Raw genomic sequence first — 24,954 nt, 5'->3', positions numbered from 1 at the left:
GGCCCGAAGCCCCCATACACGAGGGGCCGAAGGCCAGAAGGAACCACTCCCGGGCCCGACCGAAGCCTCACAGACCAGACTCAGCCGATCTCCAGCCCAGTAGCGCCATTCATCAGCGGTTCCTTAGAGGGTGATGCCGGTGAAGCGGGCGAGTTCGTCGAGGAGCCGGCGTTGGAAGTCTTCGTCGTGGACCGCGGGGTGCGCCGTGGCAAGGCGTTGGTGGTGCCAGTAGCCGCCGGTGCTCCGGGCTCGGGGGTCATCGCTGGTGGCGAGCCATTCCTGGGTGAGGTGTCCGAGGCGCAGGTCGTCCGGCGCTGAAGGTCCTCCCATCCTGGTGGGCACCCAGCCTGGGTCGACGGCGTTGCTGGCTGTGTCGGGCCACAGCCGGGCCACCGCCATCGCGAGGGTGGTCACGAACAGTTTGCTGTCGGAGTAGTTCCCGGCCCGGGTGCCCGCCCAGTCGATGTGCGTGAGGTTCGGCCGGCCGCCGCGGTGCATGCCGCTGCTGAGGTAGACGAGCCGTTCCGGGCGCAGCATGCAGGCGGTGAGGAGGTAGGGGGCCACGACGTTGACCGGGATCACCGCTGGTCCCGAGCCCACGCCCGCGTTGTGGATGACAGCATCCATCCGGCCCAGCGCGTTCACCTGGTCGGCGACCTGGCGGGTCTGCGCCATGTCGGCGAGGTCCCCGATCACCAGCTCGGCCCCCCGGTCGAGGAGGTCGCGGACCGCGTCGCGACGATCGGGCTGGCGCACGTGGACGACGACATCGTGTCCGGCCCGGAGGAGCTCCTGTGCCGCCGCCTTGCCGAGGCCGTCGGCCGATCCGGTGACCAAGATCCGCACGTCAATCAACCTACCCGCATCTTGTTCAATCGTTTCCGCTGGGCCTGGCCTGGGTACTCCGGGGCTGACGGGCTGGCCTGCTTGTGGTGAGACGGGCTCCCTGGCGGCGTGACTCTTTGTAGGTGTCGACGGCTCGTCGGGAGCTGAGCCACTGCCCGTCGCTGCGTTGGTGGGCTTCGAGGCGTCCGCGTTGGGCGGCGGCGCGAATGGCGACGAGGCTGAGGTCGGCGTCGACGAGGGCCGCGATGGGGACGAGTTTCGCGGGCCCGGCCACGCTGGGGATGATGAAGCGGTTCAGGTTGTCTATCATTCCGCGGGCGAGGATTTCGCCGAGGGGTCCGACGTCGCCCTTGTCTGCTTCTTGCATGGCCCGCAGGTAGGCGGCTCGCTGTTCCTTGAGGATCACCACCGGCGGGTGCCCGAGTCTGACGAGCACGAGGTTCAGCGCGAGCCGGCCGGTGCGGCCGTTGCCGTCGATGAACGGGTGGACGCGTTCGAAGTGGTTATGTGCCTCGGCTAGCAGTTCGGGCAGGTTGCCGCCGCCGTGCAGCCGGGCCGGGATCGTGTTGGTGGTGGCGACCCATTCGTCTAGGCCCGCGGGTACCAGCGGCCACGACGGCGGGGTCATTCCTGCGGTGAAGGGATGGATGTCGTGGCGCCGGAAGTTGCCGGGTGATTCGGCCTCGGTGGCGTCCGGATGGGGGGAGACCTGCCACACCGGTGACATGGCCAGGTGGTGGATGTGGCGAACTTCCTGGACGGTGATCAGTGTGTCGGTGGTGCGGTCGCCTGCGCCCATCGCTTCGCGGTAGACCCAGGAGGCCGCGTCGCCGTAGCCCTTGACCTCCATGTACTCCTTGAGCGGCTTTGCGCCGACGGCTCGACCTTGGTCGAGGAGTGTCTCCACCTCGCGCAGGACCAGGGTGTTGCCCTCCAAGGCTGTGGAGTGGTGGGCTTCCAAGTGCCAGATGTCGGTCCACACGTACGCAGACTCCTCGGGAGAGGGGAGCCCTCCGAGTCTGGTGCGTAGTTCGGCAAGTTGGCTGTCGAGCCGGGCATAGACAGTGGCCCGCGACGGGCGACCTCGGGCCATTGTCTCTCCTGACTTTGTTCACTCAGACGAACAGGAAAATGAACTAAACAAAGTCTAGCCCTCCAGTCACCTTGTTCATCGGTTGGCGCCCCGAATAGAACTGAACAAACTTCGAGTGAGACGAGGCGATCCACGTGCCTGTCTGGGGGTCATGGACGGGTTCAACGCGTCTCTGCAGGCGCATTCTGTCGTCGCATGACACCGGTCGTCCGAGAGAGTCCGTGGCGTGCTGCGCTACCCGTAGTGGTAGCGGCAGGTGGCGATCCGCACCTCGTCGCCGGCGATCTTGTAGACGAGGCGGTGCTCGTCGGTGATTCGTCTGGACCAGTAGCCGGCGAAGTCGTGCTTGAGCGCCTCCGGTTTACCGATGCCCTCGTTGCCGTTGCGTTGGATGTCAGCAAGGAGCGCATTGATCCGCTTGAGGACCTTCCGGTCCTGCGCCTGCCACCAGAGGTAGTCGTCCCAGGCGTTCTCATCCCAGACGAGCAGCACGTCAGTCGGTCTCGATCAGATCGTGGGCCTCACCGCGCCCAGCCTCAAGGCGCTCCATGGCGTCCAGCAGCCGGCGGGCGTTCGCGGGGGAACGCATGAGGTAGGCGGTCTCGCGCAACGACTCGTAGTCATCGAGCGACACGATCACCACGGGGTCGTGCCCGGCGCGGGTGATGACCACCTCTTCGCGGTCGTTGACGACCGAGTCGAGTACCTCTGCGTATCGTGCTCGGGATTCCGTGTAGCTCATTGTCTTCATGGCAGCCTCCTGTACAGAAAAGTGTACGTCGCTCCCAGAGGTCAGGCAACCAGTGCCAGGTCAGTGGCTCGTCGACGAGCGGCGAAGGTCGTACGTGGACAGCGGCTCGGGTCCCGCCACCACCCGGCGGGTGACCTGCAGGATCGCGTCCTCGTTGGGGTCTACACGCCACCTGACCAGAGAGATGGCGCTGTTCTCGATCTCCAGGGCGGTGATGTGCGACGGATAGATGCAGCTGCCGGAGTTGAAGTAGGGCATCTGGTTGCCCCGCGGGAACTTCTCGCGGTGGGTGTGGCCGCAGATGAGTGCCATCCGGTTCTGGCGGATCCACTTCACGTAGTTGCGCTCCACCTTGTGCCGCTTGTAGGAGTTGGCAACGGGGCTGGTGGGGCTGTGGAACCCGAACGCATGCGCATACCTCCAGAACGCCCGCATCATGAACCGGCTGAACCTCCAGGCCTGATCGTTGGGGAAGTCGCCCTGGTGCCCATGGACCAGCAGAACATCCTGCCCGGTCTCCCGGTGCCGGAACACGACCGCCTCCACCGCCTCCAGTTCGTGGAAGAACGGCCCGATCTCGCCGGTCACCGCGTCCTTTGCGGTCCACAGGTGTTGTCGTACGAACCTGGGGTCTCTCAGGTCGAGGTCATGGTTGCCCCACATCCGGATGAGCCTGCCAGCCTGGTGGAACTGGAGCAGCTGCTCCCACACGGCGCGGTTGGCCCTGATGATGTGCTTGAAGTCGTGCTCCCAGAGCTCGTCGCCATCGCCGGCCTCCACGTAGGTGAAGCCGTTCTTCCAGTAGTAGTCCATGGCGGCAGTGAACGAGTTCTTGTTCTTGAGGAACTCGTCGGACTTGGAGCCGTCCCCGCGATGGCAGTCGCTCATGATGACGTAGCGGGAGGTGTCGTCGATGAGCTCGACGCGGGCGTCCCTGTAGGCCTCGGTCAGACGAGTCATCGTCTTCACAGCAATCACCGCCAGACACTGTCGTTTCTCTCGATCATAGGTCGGTGACGCCGGGGGCGTCCGCCAATCGCCTGACACGACGGGATCTCGCGGGGCGGCTGCTCGGACCCGCTCGGCCCGAACGGCAGAGCGCTGACCCACGCGGTCTGACCGGTGACGCCCGCCTGGTCTAGGGACAAGGGATGGTTTCGTTCATCCGCCCACTCAGAAGCTGAAGGTGGTGGCGCCCTCGCCGATCCATTCCCACAGCTGCACCGTCCCTGCCACTTCTGCGTTGGGCAGCAGCGTGCCGGCGTCGATGGCCTTGGCCTTTACGCACACACCGCACGCGATGTAGCGACCGCCAGCTGCGGCGTAGCGGTCCATGAGATCGGTCAGCGGAGGGCAGCCGTCGCAGGCGGTGGCTCGGGCGAACCCTGACACCGCCAGCCGGACGGCTTCCTTGGTGAGGAACATCAAGGTCTCTCGGCCGGCCTCGGCGGCTCCGACGGCGACGAGGAACGCCACCGTGACTTTCTCCGCGTCCTCCAGCCCGGTTGTCAGGGAAATGGCTGCCTTGTTCATGAGCGCCTCCTCAGGCGTCGCGTCCTGCAATAAAAGTACGACCGTTCGTGCTAACTTGTCAAGGGTGAAACCAGATTCGTCGCCGCCTCCCATCCGAGCCCAGCGTTCCGACGGACGCCGAACCCGGGCCGCGATCCTGCAGACCGCCGCGCGGCTGGCGTCAGTCGAGGGGATCGACGGCCTCACTATCGGTGGCCTGGCCGCTGAACTGAAGATGAGCAAGAGCGGTCTGTATGCGCATTTCGGCTCCAAGGTGGAGCTTCAATTGGCGACGGTGGCGGAGGCCGCGACGATCTTCGACGAGGTCGTGGTGACCCCGTCGATGGCGGAGAAATCGGCGCATGCGCAGCTGCTCGCGCTCTGCGATCACTATGTGCAGCACCTCCGCGACCGGGTCTTCCCCGGCGGCTGCTTCTTCGCCAGCGCGGCGCTCGAGATGGGCAGCCGGCCCGGACCCGTTCGGGAGGCGATCGCCGACTTCCAGCGGCGCCTCACCGGGCTCTTCGCCGGACTCGTGGTTGCCGCCCAGGGCGAGGGCCGGCTCCTGGGTGAGGATCCTCGGGCGCTGGCGTTCGAGATCAACGGACAGTTTCTCGCCGCCAGCGCGGGCTTCGTGCTGACCGGGGACGCCAGAGTGCTCGACCTGGCCGAGCAGGTGCTGCGTCGACGGTTGGACGGCGCCACCCGATACTCCTGATCTCTTCCGGCCGCGGCCGTCGGCGTCATCCAGAAGCCGTGGATGAGTTTGCGCCACGCAGACCCGTCGACTGAAGGTGTCGGCCCCTCGTCGCCGCGCAGGCGACAGCCCAGAGCGGGTACCGTGGTGTGCTTTCTAACGAGGGCACGACGACCGAAGGGGAATATGCGTGCAAGGCGATGCCATGGGCTGGGGAGTGACGGCCGCGACCGCACTGGTCTCCTTCGGGATGTTCGGCTTCCTCGTGGTCGGCGCCCTGGCGTATGCGGGGCGATGGGCGCGCCTCAGGCGCAGGATGATCTGGGACCCGGAAGGGCACCGCTTGGCCGGAGCGCTCTGGCTTTCCCTCCTCGCGGTCCCGATCGCGGTGCTGATCCTGGTTGACGGCCCCGATGCCGTCCTGTCCGTGGTGTTCTGGGTGGCGCTCGGGACGATGGCGTTGCTGATGGTGCCGATGATGGCCCTGGCCCTCAACCGTCCGGCGTCCCTGACCCGGCTGTTCACCCCGCGGTGGCTGCTGAGCGAGCGCGAGCGGCTCTTCGGCCCGCTGCGCCCAGACGGCCGCCCGGTCCATCGCCCGGACCCGTGGCTTGGCTAGTCTGAAGAGCGCGGTCAGTCTCGACGCCAGCCCGAGTGCGCGGGTGCCGTCGGGACCGTCTCGCCCCAGGCCTGAGTGCATGGCAGGATCGCATAGATACTGGGGTCGCGCACGGCCTGGTGGAGGTTACCGGGCAGTGCCCCATACATAGAGGAGGCTCGATGAGCACCCCCGAGGCCGAGGCCGTCAACCGCCAGACGCAGCGTGAGCTCTACGGCGAGCCGATCGCCGACATCGTCGGGCGCATCACCTCAGCCCTGGGCCTCACCCAGGGGCGCCTCGCCGAGGTGCTCGGGCTTTCCGCGCCGATGCTGTCGCAACTGATCAGCGCGCGACGCGTGAAGATCGGCAATCCCGCGGTGCTCGGACGCCTCCAGTCGCTGGCCGACCTGGCTGTCGTCGGGCCCTCCCTGTCGGCCGACGACAAGGAACGACGCCTCGCCGCGATCCACGATGCCCAGCCGACCATGTCGACGATGCGCGCCGCCGGCGCCGTCGACGCGCTGCGCGCCTCCGCGACGCCAGAGGAACTGAACCGGCTGGCCGATTCGACGACGGCCCCGCACCTTGCGGCCCTGTTGCGGCTCGCGGCCGGCCCCTCCAGCCATGGCTGAGACGTTCGCCGGGCGCTACCTGCTCCTCGAACCCATCGGTGAGGGCGGCATGGGCACCGTGTGGCGGGTTGAAGACCTCAAGCAGAACCGCGAGGTCGCCGCCAAGATCCTGCGCCAGTCGCACAGCACGTCGCTGTTGCGGTTCGTGCGCGAGCAGAGCCTGCGAATCCACCACCCGCACGTCCTCATGCCGCTGGGCTGGGCGGGCGAGGACGATCGGGTGCTCTTCACGATGCCGATCGTGGCCGGCGGCTCGCTTGCCACCCTGGTAGGAGACTACGGCCCCCTCCCGCCCCTGTTCGTGGCCGAGGTCCTGCGTCAGATCGCCTCCGCGCTGATCGCCGTCCACGAGGGTCGCCTAATCCACCGCGACGTCAAGCCGGCCAACATCCTCCTCGACGCCACCGGTGCTGGCCGGCCTCACGCCTACCTCACCGACTTCGGGATCGCCGTCGAGCTCGACGGCCCCCGCTTCACCGAGACCGGCCTGGTGACGGGCACCCCCGGCTATCTCGCGCCTGAGTTGGCCGCTCTCGGCGACCCCGCCCCGGCCTCAGACGCGTACTCGCTGGGCAGCGTCGGCCTCCACATGCTGACCGGCGTGCGGCCCCAGGACGTGCCGCGTGGAGGGGCCGCACCCGCCGGTGTCCCGGGCGCGCTGTGGGAGACGCTCGTGGCGCTGACCGGGCCGGACCCCCAACTGAGGATGTCGTTGCCCGACGCCCTCGCCCAGCTTGAGGCGCCCGAGCTCGCCTGGCACGACGGTGCCGCCGGGGAGGTGGAGGTGTTCGACCACTTCGCGCCCGAGCCTTCGGCCGAGCCGGGGGCGGGTGCTCAGCTCGCGCCGGAACCAGGGGAGGCGGCGGGCCGCCGCCTGAGCACCCGCGACCTCCTCGTCTTCGGCTTCTTCGGGCTGCTGATGATCCTCGGAATCGTCCTGCTGCTTCTCTAGCGTCGACGCAGGATGGCGTAGACACCGGCACCCACGGCGCCGACGGCGAGCAGCGCTCCTCCCACGAGCGGCAGCGCGGAACCGGAGGGCTCTGCGTCAGTGGTGGACCCCTCGGTGGCATCGTCGCCCGCCTCGGACGGGGTTTCCGTCGCCGTGGCTGACTCCGTCGTTTCTTGTGTCGGCTCGGGGTTGGGCGTCGGCTCCGCGGCAGGGGAGGGACTCGGCTCGACGTCGGCCTCCGCGTACTCCGGGACCCCTTGCACGTCCCCCGTGACCGCGATCGAGAACCTGATCGGCACCGGAACGCCTCGGAGCTCTCCATCGCGGAGCTCGCCAAGGCCGACGGCGAAGTAGTAGTCACCGGCCATCGAGAAGCCATTGCTGTTCCGGAAGTACATCCGCGGCGAATCCCACCGGTTGCGGAAGTTCACCTGGGGGACCTCGTTGATGTCGGGCACACCTTGGAGCTCCAACTCGCCGCTGATGATTTGGTACGAAGCGGCGCGGATGAACTCCTGGGAGTCCATCTGGCTGAAATCGGGGGCGTAGACGTTGCCGGGAACGTGCAGCCAGTCGAGGGTGTGCAGGCCCTGCAGCGGTGGGAATGACGGGTCCGGTCCGTCGATCGCGAAAATGGCCTCCTGCCCCCAGCCGATCCCTGTCTTGAACAGCACCACCTCTCCGGGCACCAACTCGGTGACGTACGTGCCCGGTTCGACGGCCAGGGCGTCGTTGAAGCTTGTCCCGCCGACGACCTTCACGGGCGTGCCCGAGGCGGGGGAGGGCAACTCGTCGGAGTTGTCCTTCGGCACCGACGGGACGCCGTCCGGGAGGGACTCGACGTTGACCGCGGGGGGCTCCTCCATGACCCGGATCTCGACGTCGGTGCTCACCGCGGTCTTCGCGCTGCTGCGCGTCATCTCGTAGACCAGTTCGTCCGCCTCGGCGCAGGCCTTCGCCCTGGCGTCGGGCTCCTGGGCGCGGGGATCAAGCTGGACGGCGACGACGGTCCCGGCGGCGATCACGCCTTGCCGCTGCGTGTCGTCGGCGAGGGCCCACCGGCTCGAGCACTCGACCCCGTCGGGTGTCGAGAGGCGCCAGTCCCACCTGCCTCGGTTCATCCCGTCAGTTGCGGCTGGCATGCGGCCGATCATGCTCACTCGTACGGTGGAGCCGGGCTGCGTGCGCGGAACCCGGTAGTACTTGGTCACCGTGCCCTGAGTGGAGGAGGCGGCGACGTCGACGTACTGCCCCACCTCGAGGAGCGGCGCACCCTCTGGGGTGGGGCTGCCCTTAACGGGGGTTCCCTGGATGGTGAAAGGGCGGGCCGTGCGCGTCGAAAGCGTGCTCAAGGTGGTGGTCAACGTCCCTGCGTCCGCGGCGTCGTAGTACGTTCCTCCGCCCGCCTCAGCGATGCACGTCAACTGCTCGCGGGCCACGCCGCCTACGCCGAAGCCGACGGTGTCGATCTGCAGCCCGATCCCGGCGTCTCTGATGTCCTGCACAGCGACGCACGGGTCGGGCACGCAGCGCTCCTCGCCGTCGGAGACGAGGATGATGTGCCGCTTCCCCTCAGTTCCGAGGTCCGTGGCGGCCTCCTGCAGCGCGAAGGCGATGGGGGTCTCGCCGACAGCGTTGAAGGACCGGATGGCCGTAGTGAGGCCCTGCTCGTCGAGGGGCTCGATCGGGTGGACGAGCTGGGAGTCGGCGCACTCCGCCGGGGTCCGGCCGGGGCCGTCGACGGTGGCCCCGTAGACGCGCAGGCCCACGTCGGCGCCCTCCGGCAGCGATCCTAGGGCCCCGATGAGGGCGGTCTTGGCCGCCTCCAGCTTTGTCACTCCGGAAGGGTCGGGCTCGTTCATCGACGCGGAAGCGTCGAGCACCAGGACGACCTTGGTCTGCTCGGGTAACGCGGTTTCGTCGGCCACACTGGGGAGGGCACCCGCGGCTGCGATAGCGAGCGCGGCGGTGGCGGCGGTGAGGTGTCGGAGGCGAGGCATCGTCTCGTCCCTTCCTGATCGACAATGTTTGCAAATGCAAATATAGGTGTTTGCTTTAGTAAAGGTCAAGGCTGGGGTGCAGCCGCGCGAACCCCGCACACCCTAGCCGCCGTGTGCCTCCATCTCCACCCGCGCAGGGCGGGCCCCATCCAGCGCGCATCGGGGTCTACGGCTTTGTGTTTTGAACCAGCCGGAGCAGCGATCCATCGGGATCGATGAGAGCGCCGATCCGCAGTCCGGAGGCCTCGAGCCGCGGCCGATGGAGGCGGGGCCAGCCGATCGTCGTTTCGGGAATGCCGGCGCCCAGGCACGCGGTGTAGAAGGCATCCACGTCGTCGAGTCGCAGGCAGGCGCCGAAGGACGAGGCCGCCGGGTCGAGTTCCCCGTCGGGGAAGAACTCCAGAACGAGGCCGCGACGCTCGAGGATCAGCCATCCTGAATCTTGGAATAGGACCGTGAACCCGAGCCGTCCATAGAAGTCGACCGTCGCTTCCAGGTCGCGCGACGGGAGGTTCGGCGTAGCGTGGTCGGCCATGCGCGACCCTAACACTGAGCCCGTGCAAGCATGCTGAGCCGGGAGCCTTCAGATTGCCGCGGCCCTCGTGGACTCCCGCACCCACCGTCACCAGCCCGCCCGATAGGCTGCGCCACACGATGAGTTGGACTGATACCTTCGCTCCCGGCAACGTCGTCGTGGTGCGCGACGAGGACTGGCTGGTGACGTCCGTGGACGAGTCCTCGGATGGACCCGTCCTCAACGCCCAGGGCCTGTCCGATCTGGTGCGCGGCCAGGATGCTGTCTTCTACCCCTCGCTGGACCGGATCAAGCTCAACGACCCCCGCGACACTCAAGTCCGCGCCGACGACTCACCCAAGTACCGCCGCTCCCGCCTCTGGGTGGAGTCGACCCTCCGCAAGACCGCCGTCCCCCTCAGCGACGACTCGCTCACCGTCTCGCCCCGCATGCTCGCCCGCCAGCTCGGCTACCAGCACAAGGCCGTCGCCAAGGCCCTCGACCCCGCGACACTGCGGCCCCGCATCCTGCTCGCCGACGCCGTCGGCCTCGGCAAGACGCTCGAGATCGGCATGATCCTCTCCGAGCTCATCCGCCGCGGCCGCGGGGAGCGAATCCTGGTCGTCACCCCGCGACACGTGCTGGAGCAGATGCAGCACGAGATGTGGAGCCGCTTCGCCATCCCGTTCGTGCGCCTCGACTCCCAGGGCGTGGCCCGCGTCAAGCAGAAGCTGCCCGCCAACCGCAACCCGTTCTCCTACTTCCGCCGCGTCATCATCTCCATCGACACGCTGAAGCAGGAGCGCTTCGTCCACGACCTGCGCCGCCACCACTGGGACGCCGTCGTCATCGACGAGTCGCACAACGTCACCAACACCGCCACCCTCAACAACCGCCTGGCCAGTATCCTCGCGCCGCAGGCCGACGCCCTCATCCTCGCCTCCGCCACCCCGCACAACGGGTCGCGCGAGTCCTTCGCCGAGCTGGTCCGACTCCTCGACCCCACCGCCGTCAAGGCCGACGGCGACCTCGACGCCAAGCGCGTCGAGCAGCTCACCATCCGACGGCACCGCCACAGCCCCGGCGTATGTGTGAGCACTCCATGCGGCCCATCAGGCGCGGGGACCCTTGCGAGTGCATCTCCGCGCAGACGAGCGGCTTTCGTCGGTGGCAAAACCTATCCTGATCCACTGCGCAGACTGGAGGGAGGAAAGCCGTGACAGAAGGGACAACCAAAGCAGAGTTGACCCTCGCGACGCTCCGTGCGGGACAGCGCCTCCGTGGCCTGGTGCCGGGGCAGACCATCACCTTGATTGCCATCGACCCGATCGACGCTGGCTTGTTCGAGGTCTTCTACCGCGACGACACCGGCCGCAGCGGCGCCCGCGCGATCACCGACAGCGACGCCGCGCGGTTCGAGGTCGCCGGCGACTTCGACTCAGCTCCCGCCTATGACGCCGACCCTGACGAGTTCCGCCTCGCGGCCGAGGCACTGCGGATCAAGTACGCGGCGCTGTACGATCCGATGGTCGCGGTCAACAGCTCCGATGTCGACCCACTCCCGCACCAGATTCGCGCCGTCTACGAAGAACTACTGCCGCGTATCCCGCTGCGCTTCCTGCTGGCCGATGATCCCGGAGCGGGCAAGACGATCATGGCCGGGCTGTACCTCAAGGAACTGATCCTGCGCTCGGACTGCGAGCGGGCGATCATTGTCGCACCCGGCGGGCTGGTTGAGCAGTGGCGCGAGGAACTCAGCCAGAAGTTCGACCTGCGCTTTGAGGTCTTCAGTCGCCAGATGGTCGACGATGCTCAGGGCCACAACGTCTTCATGGAACATCCGTTCCTGATCGCGCGCATGGACCAGCTCTCCCGCAGCGAAGACCTGATCGAGCAGCTCGGTGAGGTCGCCTGGGATGTCGTGGTCGTCGACGAAGCGCATCGCATGTCTGCCCACTACTCGTCCTGGGCCGGTGAGGTCGACGAGACGAAGCGCTTCAAGCTCGGACGCCTGCTGGCTGAGACCGCGCACAACTTCCTGCTGATGACCGCGACCCCGCACGCGGGCAAGGAAGAGGACTTCCAGCTGTTCATGTCCCTACTGGATCAAGACCGCTTCGAGGGCCAGTACCGCCAAGGAGTGCACCGCACCAACACCCACGGCCTGATGCGCCGCATGGTCAAGGAAGACCTGCTGACCTTCGAGGGCAAGCCGCTGTTCCCGGAGCGTAAGGCGTACACCGTCGAGTACGAGTTGAGCCCCGCCGAGCGCGACCTCTACGAACTGGTCACCGACTACGTCCGCACCGAGATGGGCAGGGCCGAGCGAATCGCCCAGGCCGGCGACAAGAAGCGCGGCAACAACGTCGGCTTCGCGCTCACCGTGCTGCAACGCCGCCTTGCCTCCAGCCCCGAAGCGATCCTGCGGTCCCTGGACCGACGCCAGCAGCGCCTCGCCTCGCGGCTGCGCGACATGCAACGCGCCACCGAAACCGCACGCCTCACCGGGGCAAGCATCGCCCTGCCGGTGAACGACACCGAGCTTCCAGCGTTCTCGGTCGAAGACTTCGAGGACTTCGACGAGGAGACGACCGACGACGAGCGCGCGCAGTTCGAAGCGCAGGCCGACCAGGTGGTCGATCTCGCCACCGCGGCGCAGACCATCCCCGAGCTGCGGGCCGAGATCGCGATCCTCGAAGACCTCATCAAGGTAGCTCGGCGGGTCCGGCTCACCGATGACGACAAGAAGTGGGTGCAACTGCGCACCATCCTCGACGAGCAACTCCTCACGCACGATGGCTCGGGCGAGGGCCGCAAGATCATCATCTTCACCGAGCACCGCGACACCCTCGACTACCTGCAAGCCAAGATCACCGCCCAGTTCGGCCGCGCGGACTCGGTCATCACGATCCACGGCGGAACCCGCCGCGAGGACCGTAAGACCGCCCGAGAGCGCTTCACCCACAACCACGACACTGTGGTTCTCTTGGCGACGGACGCGGCCGGTGAGGGCCTGAACCTGCAGCGGGCGCACCTGATGGTGAACTACGACCTCCCGTGGAACCCGAACCGGATCGAGCAGCGCTTCGGCCGCATTCATCGCATCGGCCAGCGCGAGGTCTGCCACCTGTGGAACATGGTCGCCAGCGACACCCGCGAAGGCGACGTGTTCACCCGGCTGCTGGCGAAGATCGACCAGATGTCGATCGCCTACAACGGCAACCTCTTCAACGTGCTCGGCGACGCCGACGCCTTCCACGAGCGCTCCCTACGTGACCTGCTGATCGAGGCCATCCGCTACGGCGACCAACCCCAGGTTAAGGCCAAGCTCGACCGCATCATCGACGCCGGCGTCTCCCACGGGCTCGACGAGATGCTCGCCGAACGTGCGCTCCACCCCGAGATGTTCAGCGCACTCAACCTCGACGAGGTCCGCGCAAGGATGGAGAAGGCCCGCGAACGCCGCCTCCAGCCCGGCTACATCGCGGCGTTCTTCATCCCCGCGTTCGAGAGGCTCGGCGGACGCATCCGCAAGCGTGAAAGTAGACGCTACGAGATCACCCGTGTCCCTGCCCGCGTGATCGACGCCGCGCGGCGACTCAACCGGTGGGCACCCGTCGCCCAGCAGTACGAACGCATCACCTTCGAACTCGCGAACATGCACCCCGACGGGCTCGCCGACGCCTCGCTCATCGCACCTGGGCATCCACTCCTCCATGCCGTGATCGAAGCCACGGTCGACGATCTCGGACCGACGCTGAAACGTGGCACCGTGCTCGTCGACCGCCGCACCAAGCAGGCGGAAGCTCCAATGCTGATGTTCAGCGTCGAACAGCGCATCGAGAACACCGCCACAGACGCCGATACCGTCTCCCACCATTTCGACTACCCACTCCTCGAACACGACGGCACCGTTACGGTCTCCGCAGCTCCGCCGTACCTTAATTTCGACCGACCCGAGCCAGACGAGGCTGAAGCGATCACCGAGATCACCGGTAGTGACTGGGCGCGGCAGAACCACGAGAAGCTCGTGCGCGCCTGGGCCTACCGCGAAGGCCTCCAACCCCGCATGGACGAGATCAAAACACGCCTCGACATCGAGACCGCGCGAACCCGGGCGCAGGTCAAGGATCGGCTGCTGGCCGAGATCAACCACTGGGACCGCGAGCACAACCGCCTCGAAGCACTCGAGCGCGCAGGCACCGTCGGCAGGCTCCGCGCCGAGACGGCACTCATCCGTGCCCGCCAACTCGACGACCGGCTGAACCACCGGCTCGAACAGCTCAACGAGGCCGCCAATCTTGTCGCAGTACCCGCTGTCATCCGCGGCGCAGCACTCGTCATCCCCAGCGACCTCCTCGTGACCGACGACGAGCCGGCGGCTCAGACCTTTGCCCGCCAGACTGAGGAAGTCGAGCGCCGAGCCGTTGAGGCCGTGCTCGCCGCTGAGCGAGCGCTCAGGCGCATGCCAGTCGAGATGCCGCTCAACAACCCCGGCTGCGACATCCAGTCCACCGATCAGTACGGCTTCATCCACTACATCGAGGTCAAGGGCCGAATCGAAGGCTCCGACACCTTCACCATCACGACTAACGAGATCACCTTTGCCCAGACCCAAGGCGAACGCCACCGACTCGCATTAGTCGAGGTGTCGACCAGCGGAGCTGCGCACGATCAGTTGCGCTACGTGAGCGACGCCTTCAACCACCTCGAACCATCTGCAACCACCCGTTCTTACAACGAGGTCTGGCGCGACTATTGGGACCGCGGAGGACCACCGCGATGAGCCCGACAACCTATCATCAGCCCGAAGCCAGCGAGAGAAGCACCGTGAGCAACCCGCCCAAGAAGAAGCTCATCGAAGTAGGGCTTCCGCTGGAGTCCATCAGCGTCGAATCCTCAATGGACAAGAATCGTCGACAAGGTCATCCGTCCACCTTGCATCTTTGGTGGTCGAGGAAGCCTCTGGCTGCTGCGAGAGCGGTGCTTTTCGCCCAGCTGGTTGATGACCCATCATCCAACCCCGTGGAGTTTCCAACGGTCGACGCGCAGGACGCGGAGCGGGCGCGTCTTCATCGGCTCATTGAGAGACTGATCCGGTGGGACGACGGCGATGATCCGCACACACTAGAAGAAGCAGACCGTGAGTTGAGGCGATCCAACGGTGGCCAACTTCCAGTAGTCTTCGACCCATTTGCTGGGGGCGGATCGATTCCCCGTGAAGCGCACAGCCTTGGTCTTCCTTCACGAGCTGGAGACCTCAATCCCGTCGCCGTGCTGATCTCACGGGCACTCGTACAAATGCCAACCCAGTTCCTCGACCATGGACCCGTTCATCCACGAGTCGAACCCGCTATAACCCAGTGGAGCGCCCAGCAGGCTCTGGCGGCGGATGTGCGTGCGTACGCTGAGGATGCAAGGAAGCGCACATGGGAGCGAGTCAAATCGCTCTACGTGGCTGACCCATTGGAATCCTCCGCGGAGTCATCAGACGTAGTCGCATGGAAGTGGGCTCGCGTCGCAGTATGTCGCAACCCTGCTTGTGGATCAGATGTTCCCTTGATCTCAGGCATGCAACTGTCCACACGGAAAGGGAAGGAAGCTTCGCTAGTCGCTACCACCACCAGTAGGCGTGTCGATTTCCTGTTGAACGGCACTGGTCGTGTTGAGCAGTCAAATAAACAGGGCAAAGGAGCGAAGTTCAAGTGTTGGGTTTGCGGTGACCCGCTGGAGCCGAACGAGATTCAGAGGCAGCTGGACTCGCAGAGCCCACCTCCTCACCGCATGATCGCTGTAATCCGACAGGCAAAGGGAGGAAAGGTCTACTCCGCGCCTGAAACTGGGGAGGCTCTTCTTGCGGACAAGGCTGCCGAGCTTGCGGAATCCATCCGAGCAACCGATCCCTACCTGAATGCAGAGGCGCGCGGCACCTTTGCTAGCAATGCGCAGGGCCGTCGGTACGGATACTTCACCTTCGCCGACTACTTCACAGATCGACAACTTGTGACGCTAGCCGCGTTCTCCGATGTTATTTCATCAATGAAACCCGACGTAATGAGTGACATTCAAGGCAAGCGCGATGACGAGAGTTGCTCAGCAGTGTCGAACCGAAAATCGGCTGAGGCATATGCCGATTCTATCGTCACTTACCTGGCTCTTGGGCTGAGTCGACTGACCGACTACAACTCTTCGCTGGCCACCTGGAACGCCGGGCGGGATGGTCTACGGAACACGTTTGCGCAACAAGGGCTGGCTCAGAGCTGGGACTACGCAGAAGCAAATCCCTTTTCGCAATCGTCAGGCAACTTTATTGGTCAGATCGAATGGATTGCACGAGTCATCGAGCGTGCCTCCGGTAGGGCTAGCGCAAGGGTGGAGATTGGCAGCGCCGCAGAGGCTTCCTACGCCGATGCTGTTATCTCAACCGACCCTCCGTACTACGACATGGTGGACTACTCGGACCTCTCCGACTACTTCTATGTTTGGCTGAGGCGCACCCTCCATCAGGTGCATCCTGACCTTTTTTCTACATTGCTGACCCCGAAAGCCGATGAACTGGTGGTCGTTCCCGGGCGTCACCGAGGTCGCGAAGAGGCCGATCAGTTCTTTGTTGACGGACTGAATTCGGTATTTTCCCGAATCCGTGAACAGTACTCTGTGGATGCACCGATGACGATCTACTATGCGTACAAGCAGAAGGATGCTGGGCCGAATGATAGCGCCCCATCGGGCTGGCAGGCCCTGCTGCAAGGCCTGATTTCTGCCGGATGGACAATCACTGCAACGTGGCCGATACGCACAGAACGCACAGCGCGAGCTGGCGCTCTAGCGGCGAATTCCCTCGCATCGTCGATCGTGCTGGCGTGCCGTCCCCGTCCCTCGGCGGCGGGCTCGACGAACCGGAGGGCATTCTTGGCGGCCGTCAAGCAAGAACTTCCGGTCGCACTACGCACTCTTATGCAAGGCACGATCGCGCCTGTGGACCTGGCGCAGGCTGCGATCGGTCCTGGCATTGCGGTCTTCTCCCGCTACACCCGAGTGCGTGAAGCGGACGGCTCAGACATGAGCGTGAAAGATGCTCTTTTGCTCATCAACTCCACGCTCGACGAGGTTATCGGGGAGCAGGAATCCGACTTCGACCCGCATACGCGGTTCGCGGTGAAGTGGTACCGACAGTATGGCTGGGCGCAGGAGAACGCAGGTATCGCAGATCAACTGGCTCGTTCCTCTGATACCTCGATCGGCGCTCTGGAACGCGGAGGAATTTTCGAGGCGAAGGGCGGGAAGGCGCGTCTACTGTCGCCGTCCCAGCTGGAGGGCGAGTGGGATGCAGCGGCGGACGAGCATGTCAGCGTGTGGGAGGCGACGGTTCGTTTCGCTGCGGTGATGGCCAAGGAGGGGGCCGACAAGGTGGCCGAGTTGCTGCCGTCAGCGCAGACGCGCGTGAACCTGGATGCGGTGAAGGAGCTGGGCTTCCTGCTGTTCCACGAGGCGGAGAAGAGGAAGGACACAAAGGACGCCATCTTCTTCAATAGCCTGGTGAGCGCCTGGGGAGACGTGAACGAGCAAGCACGCAAGTACGCCTCAACGCCGCGCCTATCACAGCAGGCGTTCCACTTCGACGAGGACGACGAGGACTGACCATGGCGATGAACAACCGAGATCGAGTGGGCAAGGCGTTCGACCTGCTCTCCGAGGGGCTCCTGGATGAAGTCGATGGGGTTATGACGCAGGCCTACAAGACCGCTGACTGGCCGTCTCAGTGGGCGAAGGAGGACGCCCAGCGCCGCGGTGGGCCGCTGCGCACGCTGACCAAGTACGACGTGCAGGTGCAGCTTCGTGCGATCACCGAGCAGGGCTATCACTTCAAGGACGTGCTCTCCCGTGCCCAGCAGGGCTTCGCGTCCGAGCTGCGCGAGACCCGGAACCTGTGGGCACACAACGAGCCCTTCAGCTCTGACGACGCGTCGCGAGCGCTGGACACGATCGAGCGTCTACTCCACGCGGTCGGTGCGTCCGATTCCGCTGAGGACGTACGGAAGCTGCGCGTTGACCTCCAGCGCACAGTGTTCGAGGACCAGACCCGCAAGCAGGTCAAGCGTACGAAGGTGTCGCTCGAACCCGGCTCCGGTCTGCGTCCGTGGCGTGAGGTGATCCGTCCCCACGATGACGTGGCCCGCGGCGCGTTCACCGCGTCGGAGTTTGCGGCCGACCTGCATCTGGTCCGCACTGGGCAGGCCACGAGCCCCGAGTACGGCGATCCGGTGGAGTTCTTCACCCGCACCTATCTCACCGAGGGTTTGCGTGATCTGCTTTCGCGTGCGCTGCGACGCTTGAACGGTGAAGCTGGGGCAAGCCCGGTGGTGAACCTTCAGACCAACTTCGGTGGTGGCAAGACCCACTCGATGCTGGCGCTGTATCACCTGTTCAGCGGCACTCCGGTCAAGGACTTTCCGCAGGAACTCCAGGAACTCATCGCCGCGAACGGCAACCCCGGCCTCGGGGCACTCGATGTCCGGAGGGTCGCCCTCGTCGGCACCTACCTGAAGGCGGGCTCGCCGATCATCAAGGATGACGGCACCGAGGTCCGCACTTTGTGGGGCGAACTGGCCTGGCAGCTGGGCGGACGCGAAGCCTACGATCTGATCGCCGAGGACGACCGCGCCGGCACAAACCCCGGTGAGGCGCTGCGCACCCTGATCGTGCGCTACTCACCCTCGCTGATCCTGATCGACGAATGGGTCGCCTACGCGCGCCAGCTGGTCACCGACAAGGAACTTCCCGCCGGCTCGTTCGAGACCCAGTTCACCTTTGCCCAGTCCCTGACCGAGATCGTGCGTTCCGCGCCGGGCGTGATGCTCGTGGTATCGATCCCGGCGTCCGACACCGGCACCGAAGGACGCGGCAGCGACATCGAGATCGGTGGCGCGAACGGCCAGCTAGCGCTCGAACGCCTCCAGAACGTAATCCGCCGCGTTGCAGACCAGTGGCGGCCATCGAGCAAGGACGAGTCGTTCGAGATCGTGCGGCGCCGGCTGTTCCAGGCTCCGAACGCCGAGGGGCTCACGACCATCTCCGCCGTGGCGCGCAGCTTCACCAACCTGTACCGGAACAACACCGCGCTGTTCCCGCGCGATGCGGCCAACCCGAACGATGACTATGAGAAGCGCATCCGCGCCTCCTACCCGCTGCACCCCGAGCTGCTCGATCGGCTATATGAGGACTGGTCAACGCTGGAGCGGTTCCAGCGCACCCGTGGCGTGCTGAAGCTTGTCTCGTCGATCGTGCATGAGCTGTGGGCATCCAACGACACGTCGCCGCTGATCCTGCCGGGCAACGTGCCGCTGGATGCGACGACGGTGAACACAGACCTCACGCAGTACCTCGAAGACCAGTGGAAGCCGATCATTGACTCCGACATCGACGGCACCGGATCGACCGCACAGCAGATCGACCTCGACCGCCCCAACCTCGGCCAGCGGTTCGTCACCCAGCGCATCGCACGCACGATCTTCATGGGCGCAGCCCCCAGGATCAAGAGCACCCGCAAGGGGCTCGACAAGCAGTACCTCTGGCTCGGCACCGCCGTCCCCGGTGACACGCTCGGGAACTTCGGCAGCGCTGTCGAGCTGCTCGCGCAACGCTCCACATACTTCTACGAGGAGCAGGGCCACTACTGGTTCGACACCCAGCCATCGGTCACCAAGACCGCAAACGACTACGCCGAGCGACTCCGCGAAGACGTGGAAACGGTATGGAACGAGATCACCCGCCGCCTCCAAGGCGAAGAGCGGGTGCGTGGCGTCTTCGACCGAGTTCATGTCGCTCCGGCATCCTCCGCCGACATTCCTGACCTTGAAGACGCGCGCCTGGTGATCGCCCACCCCCGTTATGCCCGCCGCAAGCAGGACGGTCCTGACTCGGTTCCGCACCAGTGGGTGCGTGAGGCGATCGAGAGCAAAGGTGCGAGCCAGCGCATCCACCGCAACACGCTGATCTTCCTGATGGCTGACAAGAGCGAGTTGGAGAGTCTCGAAGCCGCGACCCGCAGCTACCTCGGCTGGAAGCGGGTCCAGGCCACCAGCGACAGCCTCAACTTGTCGGCTCAGCAGCGCAAGCAGACCGACGACTGGGTCTCCCGGCTCGACCAGACCGTCACCGACCGCATCCGCGACACGTTCGTGTGGGCGCTGTACCCGGAGCAGTTCGACCCGACCAAGCCGTTCGAGTTGGTAGCCGACAAGGTACCCGACTCCGGTGGGCGTTCTCTCGCGGAGCGCGTCAGTTCCAAGCTCGGACGAGAAGACCAGCTGGTCACCGACTTCGGCGCGCCGATTCTCGGTGCCACCCTGCACCAGGAACTCGGCGCGCTCTGGCGTGACGCGGGCGAGATCACCGTCGGTGAGCTGTGGGGCTACTTCACCCGCTACACCTACCTACCCCGCCTCGTGCGCCGCGATGTGCTCGACAGCGCCATCGAGCAGTCGCTCTCCGCAGTGCTGGTCGAGAACGAACGGTTCGCGATCGCCGCAGGGAAAGACGCCGAGACTGGCCGGTACCGCAGCCTGCTCGTCTCACCGAGTTCCAGCAGCAGAGTTCAGGTGACCGACAGCACACTGCTCATCGAGATTAGGCACGCCCAGAAGCAGGCCGAGGCCGACCGGATCGCCGCTGCACGGGGGGCCGCCGCCGATGCTGCTACGGTGGATGACGACTCAACCGGCGTCGGGCCGGTCGACTTCGTGTGGACGGGCAGTTCGCGCGCCGATGAGGGTGAGCAGTCAGAGGTCGAGTCGGCGCTGGAAGTGGTGCTGGCTCGGTTCTTCGGATCGGTGAAGATCGACTCCGCCCGCTACGCCCGCGACATCGGCCACGTCACCCGCGAGGTCATTGACCGCCTCGCGGGAGCGGGCGCGAAGCTCGACATCACCATTGACATCCAAGCCAGTAAGCCGGAGGGCTTCGACGAGTCCGAGGTCCGCACCATCGGCGAGAACGCTCGCGTCCTCAAGTTCCACCCCAGCTCCGGTTTCGAGAAGAGCTGAGTCAGCAACCATGTATCTGAAACGCATCGAAGTCGAGGGATACCGCGCTTCCGCCAGCGCGCCGATCATCTGTGAGTTGAGCGGACGCTTCTCTCTGATCCTCGGTGCCAATGGCTCAGGGAAGACAACAATCAACGAGGCGATCGCGTTGGCGCATCCGCGCAGCTTCCCCCGGCTCGCGCCGATTGATGCAACCGCGTTAGGTACCACACCACGCGCGGTCCGTGTCGAGTATGAGTTCGAGGCCGATGCGGCTCGTGAAGGTGCGCTGGGCGACTATCGAAAGCGGCGGGGACTTAGCGCTCCGAAGTGGGGCCGTCCCCTGGAGCGCTCGCTCGGTCAGGTACGTGCTGGGCGGCCAGTTGAACCGGCCACAGAGTACGACAGTATTCGGCTCGTACACCTGCCGGCGCTGCGGAATCCGGTCGATGATCTCTCACGGCGTGACGCTCGTATCCTGCTCGAATTGCTCCGCGCCGACGAACGGAGACACCCAGAAACCGGCGGTCTTCGATCCCTGCGAGCCCAAGCCGAAGGGATGCTCAGCTCACTCACCAGCCACCCACTCGTGGGGAACGTCGAAGACCGCATAGCCGAGAACCTCAGGATCATCAGCGGTGGAGTCGAGGAGCATCACGCGTTCGTCGGGACGCAAACCGTCGATGATACCTACCTCGCCCGGATATTCGAGATGCTCGTTGCGCTAGTCCCAGACCGCGCCACCGCCCGGCGGTTGCAGGTGTCGAGTCTGGGCTACGTGAACCTGCTTCACATCGCAGTTACTCTGGCTGGCATTCCTGACGCGGGAAGTGCGCCACCTCCTGATGATCCGCCGAGCGGCGGTGGGGACACAGACGAGGTCATGATACCCAAACCCGCCGCGGGTGAAGACGATCTTGCCGAGGCTGCGCGGGAGAGGCTCGCCCAGACAGCAGAGGCCGCGGATGCTGATGCAGACTCGTTCTACCCCGAACTCTTCCACGCAACGGTCTTGATAGAAGAGCCAGAAGCGCACCTTCATCCGCAGCTTCAGTACGGCCTCATCCGCTACCTGCGCAGTCTGGTCGAAGATCGCCCAGACATCCAGATCATCGTGACGACGCACTCTGCGGACCTCGCCGCCGCCTGTGATCCCGACGAGCTAGTCGTCGTGCGAAAGGATGCCGAGAACCGCACACTCTCACGTCGTCTCGCGGACCTCCCGTTGAGCGAGAGCAAGAAGACGCAACTGTTCCAGCAGACTCGACTGCACCTCGACGCGACCCGATCGGCGGCCTTGTTTGCCGACCGCGTCCTTGTCGTTGAGGGCGTCACAGAGGCCAGCATCCTCAGGCTGCTCGGGCGGGCGTGGGCGGGTGGCGACGCCCGACGAATTGGCTTCATCGACTCTCTCGCGGTCCTTCCTGTCGGCCACAGAGTCGGGCAGTGGCCGATCCGCCTGCTCGCGACACCTGGCCACGAACTCGTCACCCGCATCGCCGCCGTGGCCGACACTGACCGGCGCGGTACGCCGCTGCCCGAGGCGCAGCCGCCTGCTTGGCAATCCGAACTCGACCAGGAGTCGGCACGCTTCTTTTGGTCTCGACCGACGCTGGAGCCCTCGCTTGTCGATGGGAACGAGAACCTCATCAAGCGTGCGTTCAAGGCATGCAAACTCGATGAGCCGGACTCGGTTACGGCCGAGACCATCGACCAGTTCTTTGTGAAGCACCCGAAGCACAAGGGCAACTTCGCCCTGGCGCTGGCGCTGGTGATCGACAAGAACCTCAACTCCGTCATGGTGCCGAGCCACCTCAGTGAGATGTTCACCTGGCTCTACGACGGCAGGGAGCCGAACTCGACTCCCGTGGACGACCTCATCTGAGCCCATCGATGGTCAAGCTAACCAATGCCCAGGTACTTGCCGCGGCCGCGCCTGACCGACTCGTCAACGTCATCTCGGCACCCGGCAGCGGCAAGACGACGATCGCGGCGGAGCGATACGGCTACCAGCGATACCAAGGGGGAGACCTTCGCGGTGTGCTCGGCCTTACCTTCAACCGGGCTGCGGCGGCCGAGCTGCGCCGCCGCATCGACGTCCGCTGGGGCGCGAACTGCATCAGGCCAGCTCATCGCGTTGTTACTTTCGATCACCTCCACGTCGATCTCCTCACCCATCTCCTCAGCGAGGGCAAGGTCATGTGGCCGAACGGCGCCACAACTCTTGACGTCCGCGACGACTACCGCGGCGTCAAGGGTTTCCGATTTCTACCAGCGGGGAGCTACGTCCGTTACGCGAGCCTCGACGCCAACCGCGCCGTTGTCTCGGAGAGTCGCAAGGTAGCGAAGCCGGAAGCGGGCATCGGTGGCGCCGCCGACCATCGAGCCGTGCTCCGCGCGGGAACGGTCAGCCATGACGATGTTCGCTGGATTCTTCGAGCAGCGATGCAGGTGGACGAACTACAGGAGGCCGCGGCCGACTGGCTTTCCGAGAACTACCGCGCAACGATCATCGACGAGGTGTACGACGCAGACGACCTCGACCTATACGTTGCCTATGTGGCTGCCGAGGCGGGCCTGTCGGTCACTCTCATTGGCGATCCTTGGCAAGCGCTCTACAAGTGGCGAGGTGCGAAACCGGAAATCGTGGAAAGGCTGCTGGGTGGCACCTCCGATCAGTTCATCGCGTACGAGCAACCGGAGTCATTCAGATTCCTCGGTGAGCAGATGCCCCAGTTGGCGGCGAACCTACGTGCCGGCGCAGGCGCAACACTGCCTCGCACCACGAGCAGTGAAGTTGACGTCGCACTCGCCCGGAACTGGACCCAGCTGTGGTCTGTCGGCGACAACGTTCTTCCGCTTGCCTTCCGAACGGTGAACAACGCAACGGATGCGGCCATGAACCTCCTCCTCGACGTTGTCACGCGTGCCCGTCTCGGCACGGCATCGTACGGACGTGAAGGAGCGATCGCGAAGCTCGGGCTTGATCGTGAGTACTTCCACGCGAAGCGAGATGAGGTATTCGCGCCGCTCGTTGCGAGTCTGCTTGCTGGCAAGGACGAGGCTCAAGTCCTTGAAGACTTGCGCGAGGCCGTTAAGAGCCTCGGAGTTCGTAAGCCAAGCCGACTCTCCGACGAGAATGAAGCCAACGTTCGGCTGCAACTCTCTCGACTGGCGACGAGGCTCAAGCAGCCGACGGTGATTCCGGGCCTCACGGTCTTTCAAGCCAAGGGACGGGAGTGGGAACGAGTCGGAGTCGTGCTTTCTAACGCCCAAGCAGCCACGCTTGCGTCAGGGCTGCACGCACTTGATGAAGAGCATTGCATCATCTATGTAGCGATCACCCGAGCATCGCGTTACTGCGGGCGAATCTCAGGTCCCTCGGAGTCTGAGGCGGACAATCTACCGTTCACGTAGCAGTGCGCTCGCAGCACCCACTTGCGCGCTTCTCTTGCGAGTGTGCCACATGGCGGGTTCGGAGGTTCCAAGCGAGCGGTGAGAGTTCTTCCACCGGAGGACCAAGACTGTTCCGCTGAAGACGTCGCCAAGCGGAACACTTGAGGCCCGCGAGCAGGACAGCGACGACGACGCCCGCGCGCTCAAGGAGGCCCGCGCCGAGCAGCGCATGCTGGAGGCCCAGGTCGGCGCCGCATACGGCGACTTCTGGATCTCCGCGCTGGAGCGGATCGGGCTGCTGCCCAACTACTCGCTGGTCGATGACTCCGTCCAGCTCGACGTCACCATGAGCTGGATCGACTCCGACACCGGCGAGTACCACTCCGAGGCCGCCGACTACTCCCGCGCCAGCGCCAACGCCCTGCGCGACTTCGCACCCGGCGCGTCGTTCTACGTCGGCGGACACCAGATCGACATCGACGCCGTCGAGGTGGGCCACGACGGTTCCGCCATCCGCACCGTCCGGCTCTGCCCGCACTGCGGCTACAGCCACGAGGGCGACGACACCCCCACCACCTGCCCGCGCTGCGGGAAGTCCGGCATCAACGACGTCGGGCAGCGATTCGAGACCATCGAGCTCACCCGCGTCTCCGCGTTCGTGCGCCGCGACGAGTCCCGCATCGACGACTCCAACGACGAGCGCGTCCGCGCCGGGTTCTCCATTGTCACCGCCGCCGACGTCGACCCGGAGACCGTGCAGGATCGCTGGTACACCACCGGCGGGCTGGGGGTGGCGTACCTCAAGGGCATGGAGGTGCGCTGGTACAACCTCGGCCCCCGCCGCCACACCGCCGGCGAGATCACCATCGCGGGCAACAGGTTCGCCGGTCCCCGGTTCCGGATCTGCGAGGCCTGCGGCCACCTAGACCGCACCGG

At 65.4% G+C, this 24,954-nt stretch carries 18 protein-coding genes and 2 pseudogenes; 12 read left to right on the top strand and 8 right to left on the bottom strand.

What is annotated here, in order from left to right; all coding sequences use genetic code 11:
- Window positions 1–123: 123 nt before the first annotated feature.
- From H5399_RS17295 to H5399_RS17270, 6 genes are all read right to left on the bottom strand, one after another.
- A complete protein-coding gene (locus H5399_RS17295; RefSeq protein ID WP_182784937.1) occupies window positions 124–846 on the bottom strand; it encodes an SDR family NAD(P)-dependent oxidoreductase in 723 nt (240 codons plus the stop codon).
- Window positions 847–871: 25 nt separating this feature from the next.
- Window positions 872–1,939, bottom strand: coding sequence for a Fic family protein (locus tag H5399_RS17290; protein ID WP_182784935.1), 1,068 nt, complete (start codon window positions 1,937–1,939; stop codon window positions 872–874).
- Between the two features lie 234 nt (window positions 1,940–2,173).
- On the bottom strand, window positions 2,174–2,431 hold the full coding sequence (locus tag H5399_RS17285; RefSeq protein WP_182784933.1) for a Txe/YoeB family addiction module toxin: 258 nt from the start codon (window positions 2,429–2,431) through the stop codon (window positions 2,174–2,176).
- A gap of 1 nt (window position 2,432) precedes the next feature.
- A complete protein-coding gene (locus H5399_RS17280; protein WP_182784931.1) occupies window positions 2,433–2,690 on the bottom strand; it encodes a type II toxin-antitoxin system Phd/YefM family antitoxin in 258 nt (85 codons plus the stop codon).
- 60 nt (window positions 2,691–2,750) lie between these two features.
- On the bottom strand, window positions 2,751–3,650 hold the full coding sequence (locus H5399_RS17275) for a metallophosphoesterase family protein (protein WP_182784929.1): 900 nt from the start codon (window positions 3,648–3,650) through the stop codon (window positions 2,751–2,753).
- A 213-nt stretch (window positions 3,651–3,863) separates the two neighbouring features.
- Complete coding sequence (locus tag H5399_RS17270; protein WP_068750378.1) at window positions 3,864–4,223, bottom strand: DsrE family protein; 360 nt, start codon at window positions 4,221–4,223, stop codon at window positions 3,864–3,866.
- A gap of 64 nt (window positions 4,224–4,287) precedes the next feature.
- Between H5399_RS17270 and H5399_RS17265 the strand changes: the two genes are divergently transcribed.
- The 4 genes from H5399_RS17265 to H5399_RS17250 all read left to right on the top strand — a co-directional run bounded on the left by H5399_RS17265 (window position 4,288) and on the right by H5399_RS17250 (window position 7,084).
- Entirely contained in the window at window positions 4,288–4,920 is a 633-nt protein-coding gene (locus H5399_RS17265) for a TetR/AcrR family transcriptional regulator (protein WP_182784927.1), read from the top strand.
- Between the two features lie 184 nt (window positions 4,921–5,104).
- Complete coding sequence (locus H5399_RS17260; RefSeq protein WP_182784925.1) at window positions 5,105–5,518, top strand: hypothetical protein; 414 nt, start codon at window positions 5,105–5,107, stop codon at window positions 5,516–5,518.
- A gap of 161 nt (window positions 5,519–5,679) precedes the next feature.
- A complete protein-coding gene (locus tag H5399_RS17255; protein WP_182784923.1) occupies window positions 5,680–6,132 on the top strand; it encodes a hypothetical protein in 453 nt (150 codons plus the stop codon).
- The gene (locus tag H5399_RS17250; protein WP_182784921.1) at window positions 6,125–7,084 is read left to right on the top strand and encodes a serine/threonine-protein kinase; all 960 of its coding nucleotides are present in this window, start codon (window positions 6,125–6,127) and stop codon (window positions 7,082–7,084) included. The genes H5399_RS17255 and H5399_RS17250 overlap by 8 nt, the downstream gene beginning before the upstream one ends.
- On the opposite strand, the gene H5399_RS17245 is transcribed toward H5399_RS17250, so the two are convergent.
- Both H5399_RS17245 and H5399_RS17240 read right to left on the bottom strand, forming a co-directional pair.
- Window positions 7,081–9,084: a VWA domain-containing protein gene (locus H5399_RS17245; protein WP_182784919.1), complete on the bottom strand. Its 2,004-nt coding sequence runs from the start codon at window positions 9,082–9,084 to the stop codon at window positions 7,081–7,083. The two genes, H5399_RS17250 and H5399_RS17245, sit on opposite strands and share 4 nt — an antisense overlap.
- Window positions 9,085–9,250: 166 nt before the next feature.
- Window positions 9,251–9,619, bottom strand: coding sequence for a bleomycin resistance protein (locus H5399_RS17240; RefSeq protein WP_182784917.1), 369 nt, complete (start codon window positions 9,617–9,619; stop codon window positions 9,251–9,253).
- 119 nt (window positions 9,620–9,738) lie between these two features.
- Here H5399_RS17240 and H5399_RS17235 point away from each other — a divergent pair, with 119 nt between their 5' ends.
- The 8 genes and pseudogenes from H5399_RS17235 to H5399_RS17205 form a co-directional block, all read left to right on the top strand.
- Window positions 9,739–10,818 (top strand): DEAD/DEAH box helicase, encoded by a 1,080-nt coding sequence (locus H5399_RS17235; RefSeq protein WP_182784915.1) that lies wholly within the window; start codon window positions 9,739–9,741, stop codon window positions 10,816–10,818.
- Window positions 10,815–14,384: a helicase-related protein gene (locus H5399_RS17230; RefSeq protein ID WP_182784913.1), complete on the top strand. Its 3,570-nt coding sequence runs from the start codon at window positions 10,815–10,817 to the stop codon at window positions 14,382–14,384. Before H5399_RS17235 ends, H5399_RS17230 begins: the two co-directional genes overlap by 4 nt.
- Window positions 14,381–14,665, top strand: a pseudogene (locus H5399_RS18320) (DUF1156 domain-containing protein); the annotation flags it as partial. The gene H5399_RS17230 and the pseudogene H5399_RS18320, both read left to right, overlap by 4 nt.
- 717 nt (window positions 14,666–15,382) lie before the next feature.
- The gene (locus tag H5399_RS18315; RefSeq protein WP_255422433.1) at window positions 15,383–17,239 is read left to right on the top strand and encodes a DUF1156 domain-containing protein; all 1,857 of its coding nucleotides are present in this window, start codon (window positions 15,383–15,385) and stop codon (window positions 17,237–17,239) included.
- Window positions 17,240–17,241: 2 nt separating this feature from the next.
- Entirely contained in the window at window positions 17,242–20,643 is a 3,402-nt protein-coding gene (locus H5399_RS17220) for a DUF499 domain-containing protein (RefSeq protein WP_182784909.1), read from the top strand.
- A gap of 10 nt (window positions 20,644–20,653) precedes the next feature.
- Window positions 20,654–22,507, top strand: coding sequence for an ATP-dependent endonuclease (locus H5399_RS17215; RefSeq protein WP_182784907.1), 1,854 nt, complete (start codon window positions 20,654–20,656; stop codon window positions 22,505–22,507).
- 8 nt (window positions 22,508–22,515) lie between these two features.
- Window positions 22,516–24,039, top strand: a complete 1,524-nt coding sequence (locus H5399_RS17210; protein ID WP_182784905.1) for a UvrD-helicase domain-containing protein — start codon at window positions 22,516–22,518, stop codon at window positions 24,037–24,039.
- A 208-nt stretch (window positions 24,040–24,247) separates the two neighbouring features.
- Window positions 24,248–24,954 (top strand): annotated as a pseudogene (locus H5399_RS17205) (DEAD/DEAH box helicase); the annotation flags it as partial.

This window comes from Tessaracoccus sp. MC1627, assembly GCF_014164725.1.
Taxonomy (GTDB): domain Bacteria; phylum Actinomycetota; class Actinomycetes; order Propionibacteriales; family Propionibacteriaceae; genus Arachnia.
The sequence above is the reverse complement of the archived record's forward strand: the minus strand, read 5'-3'. Positions and strand labels throughout refer to the sequence as shown.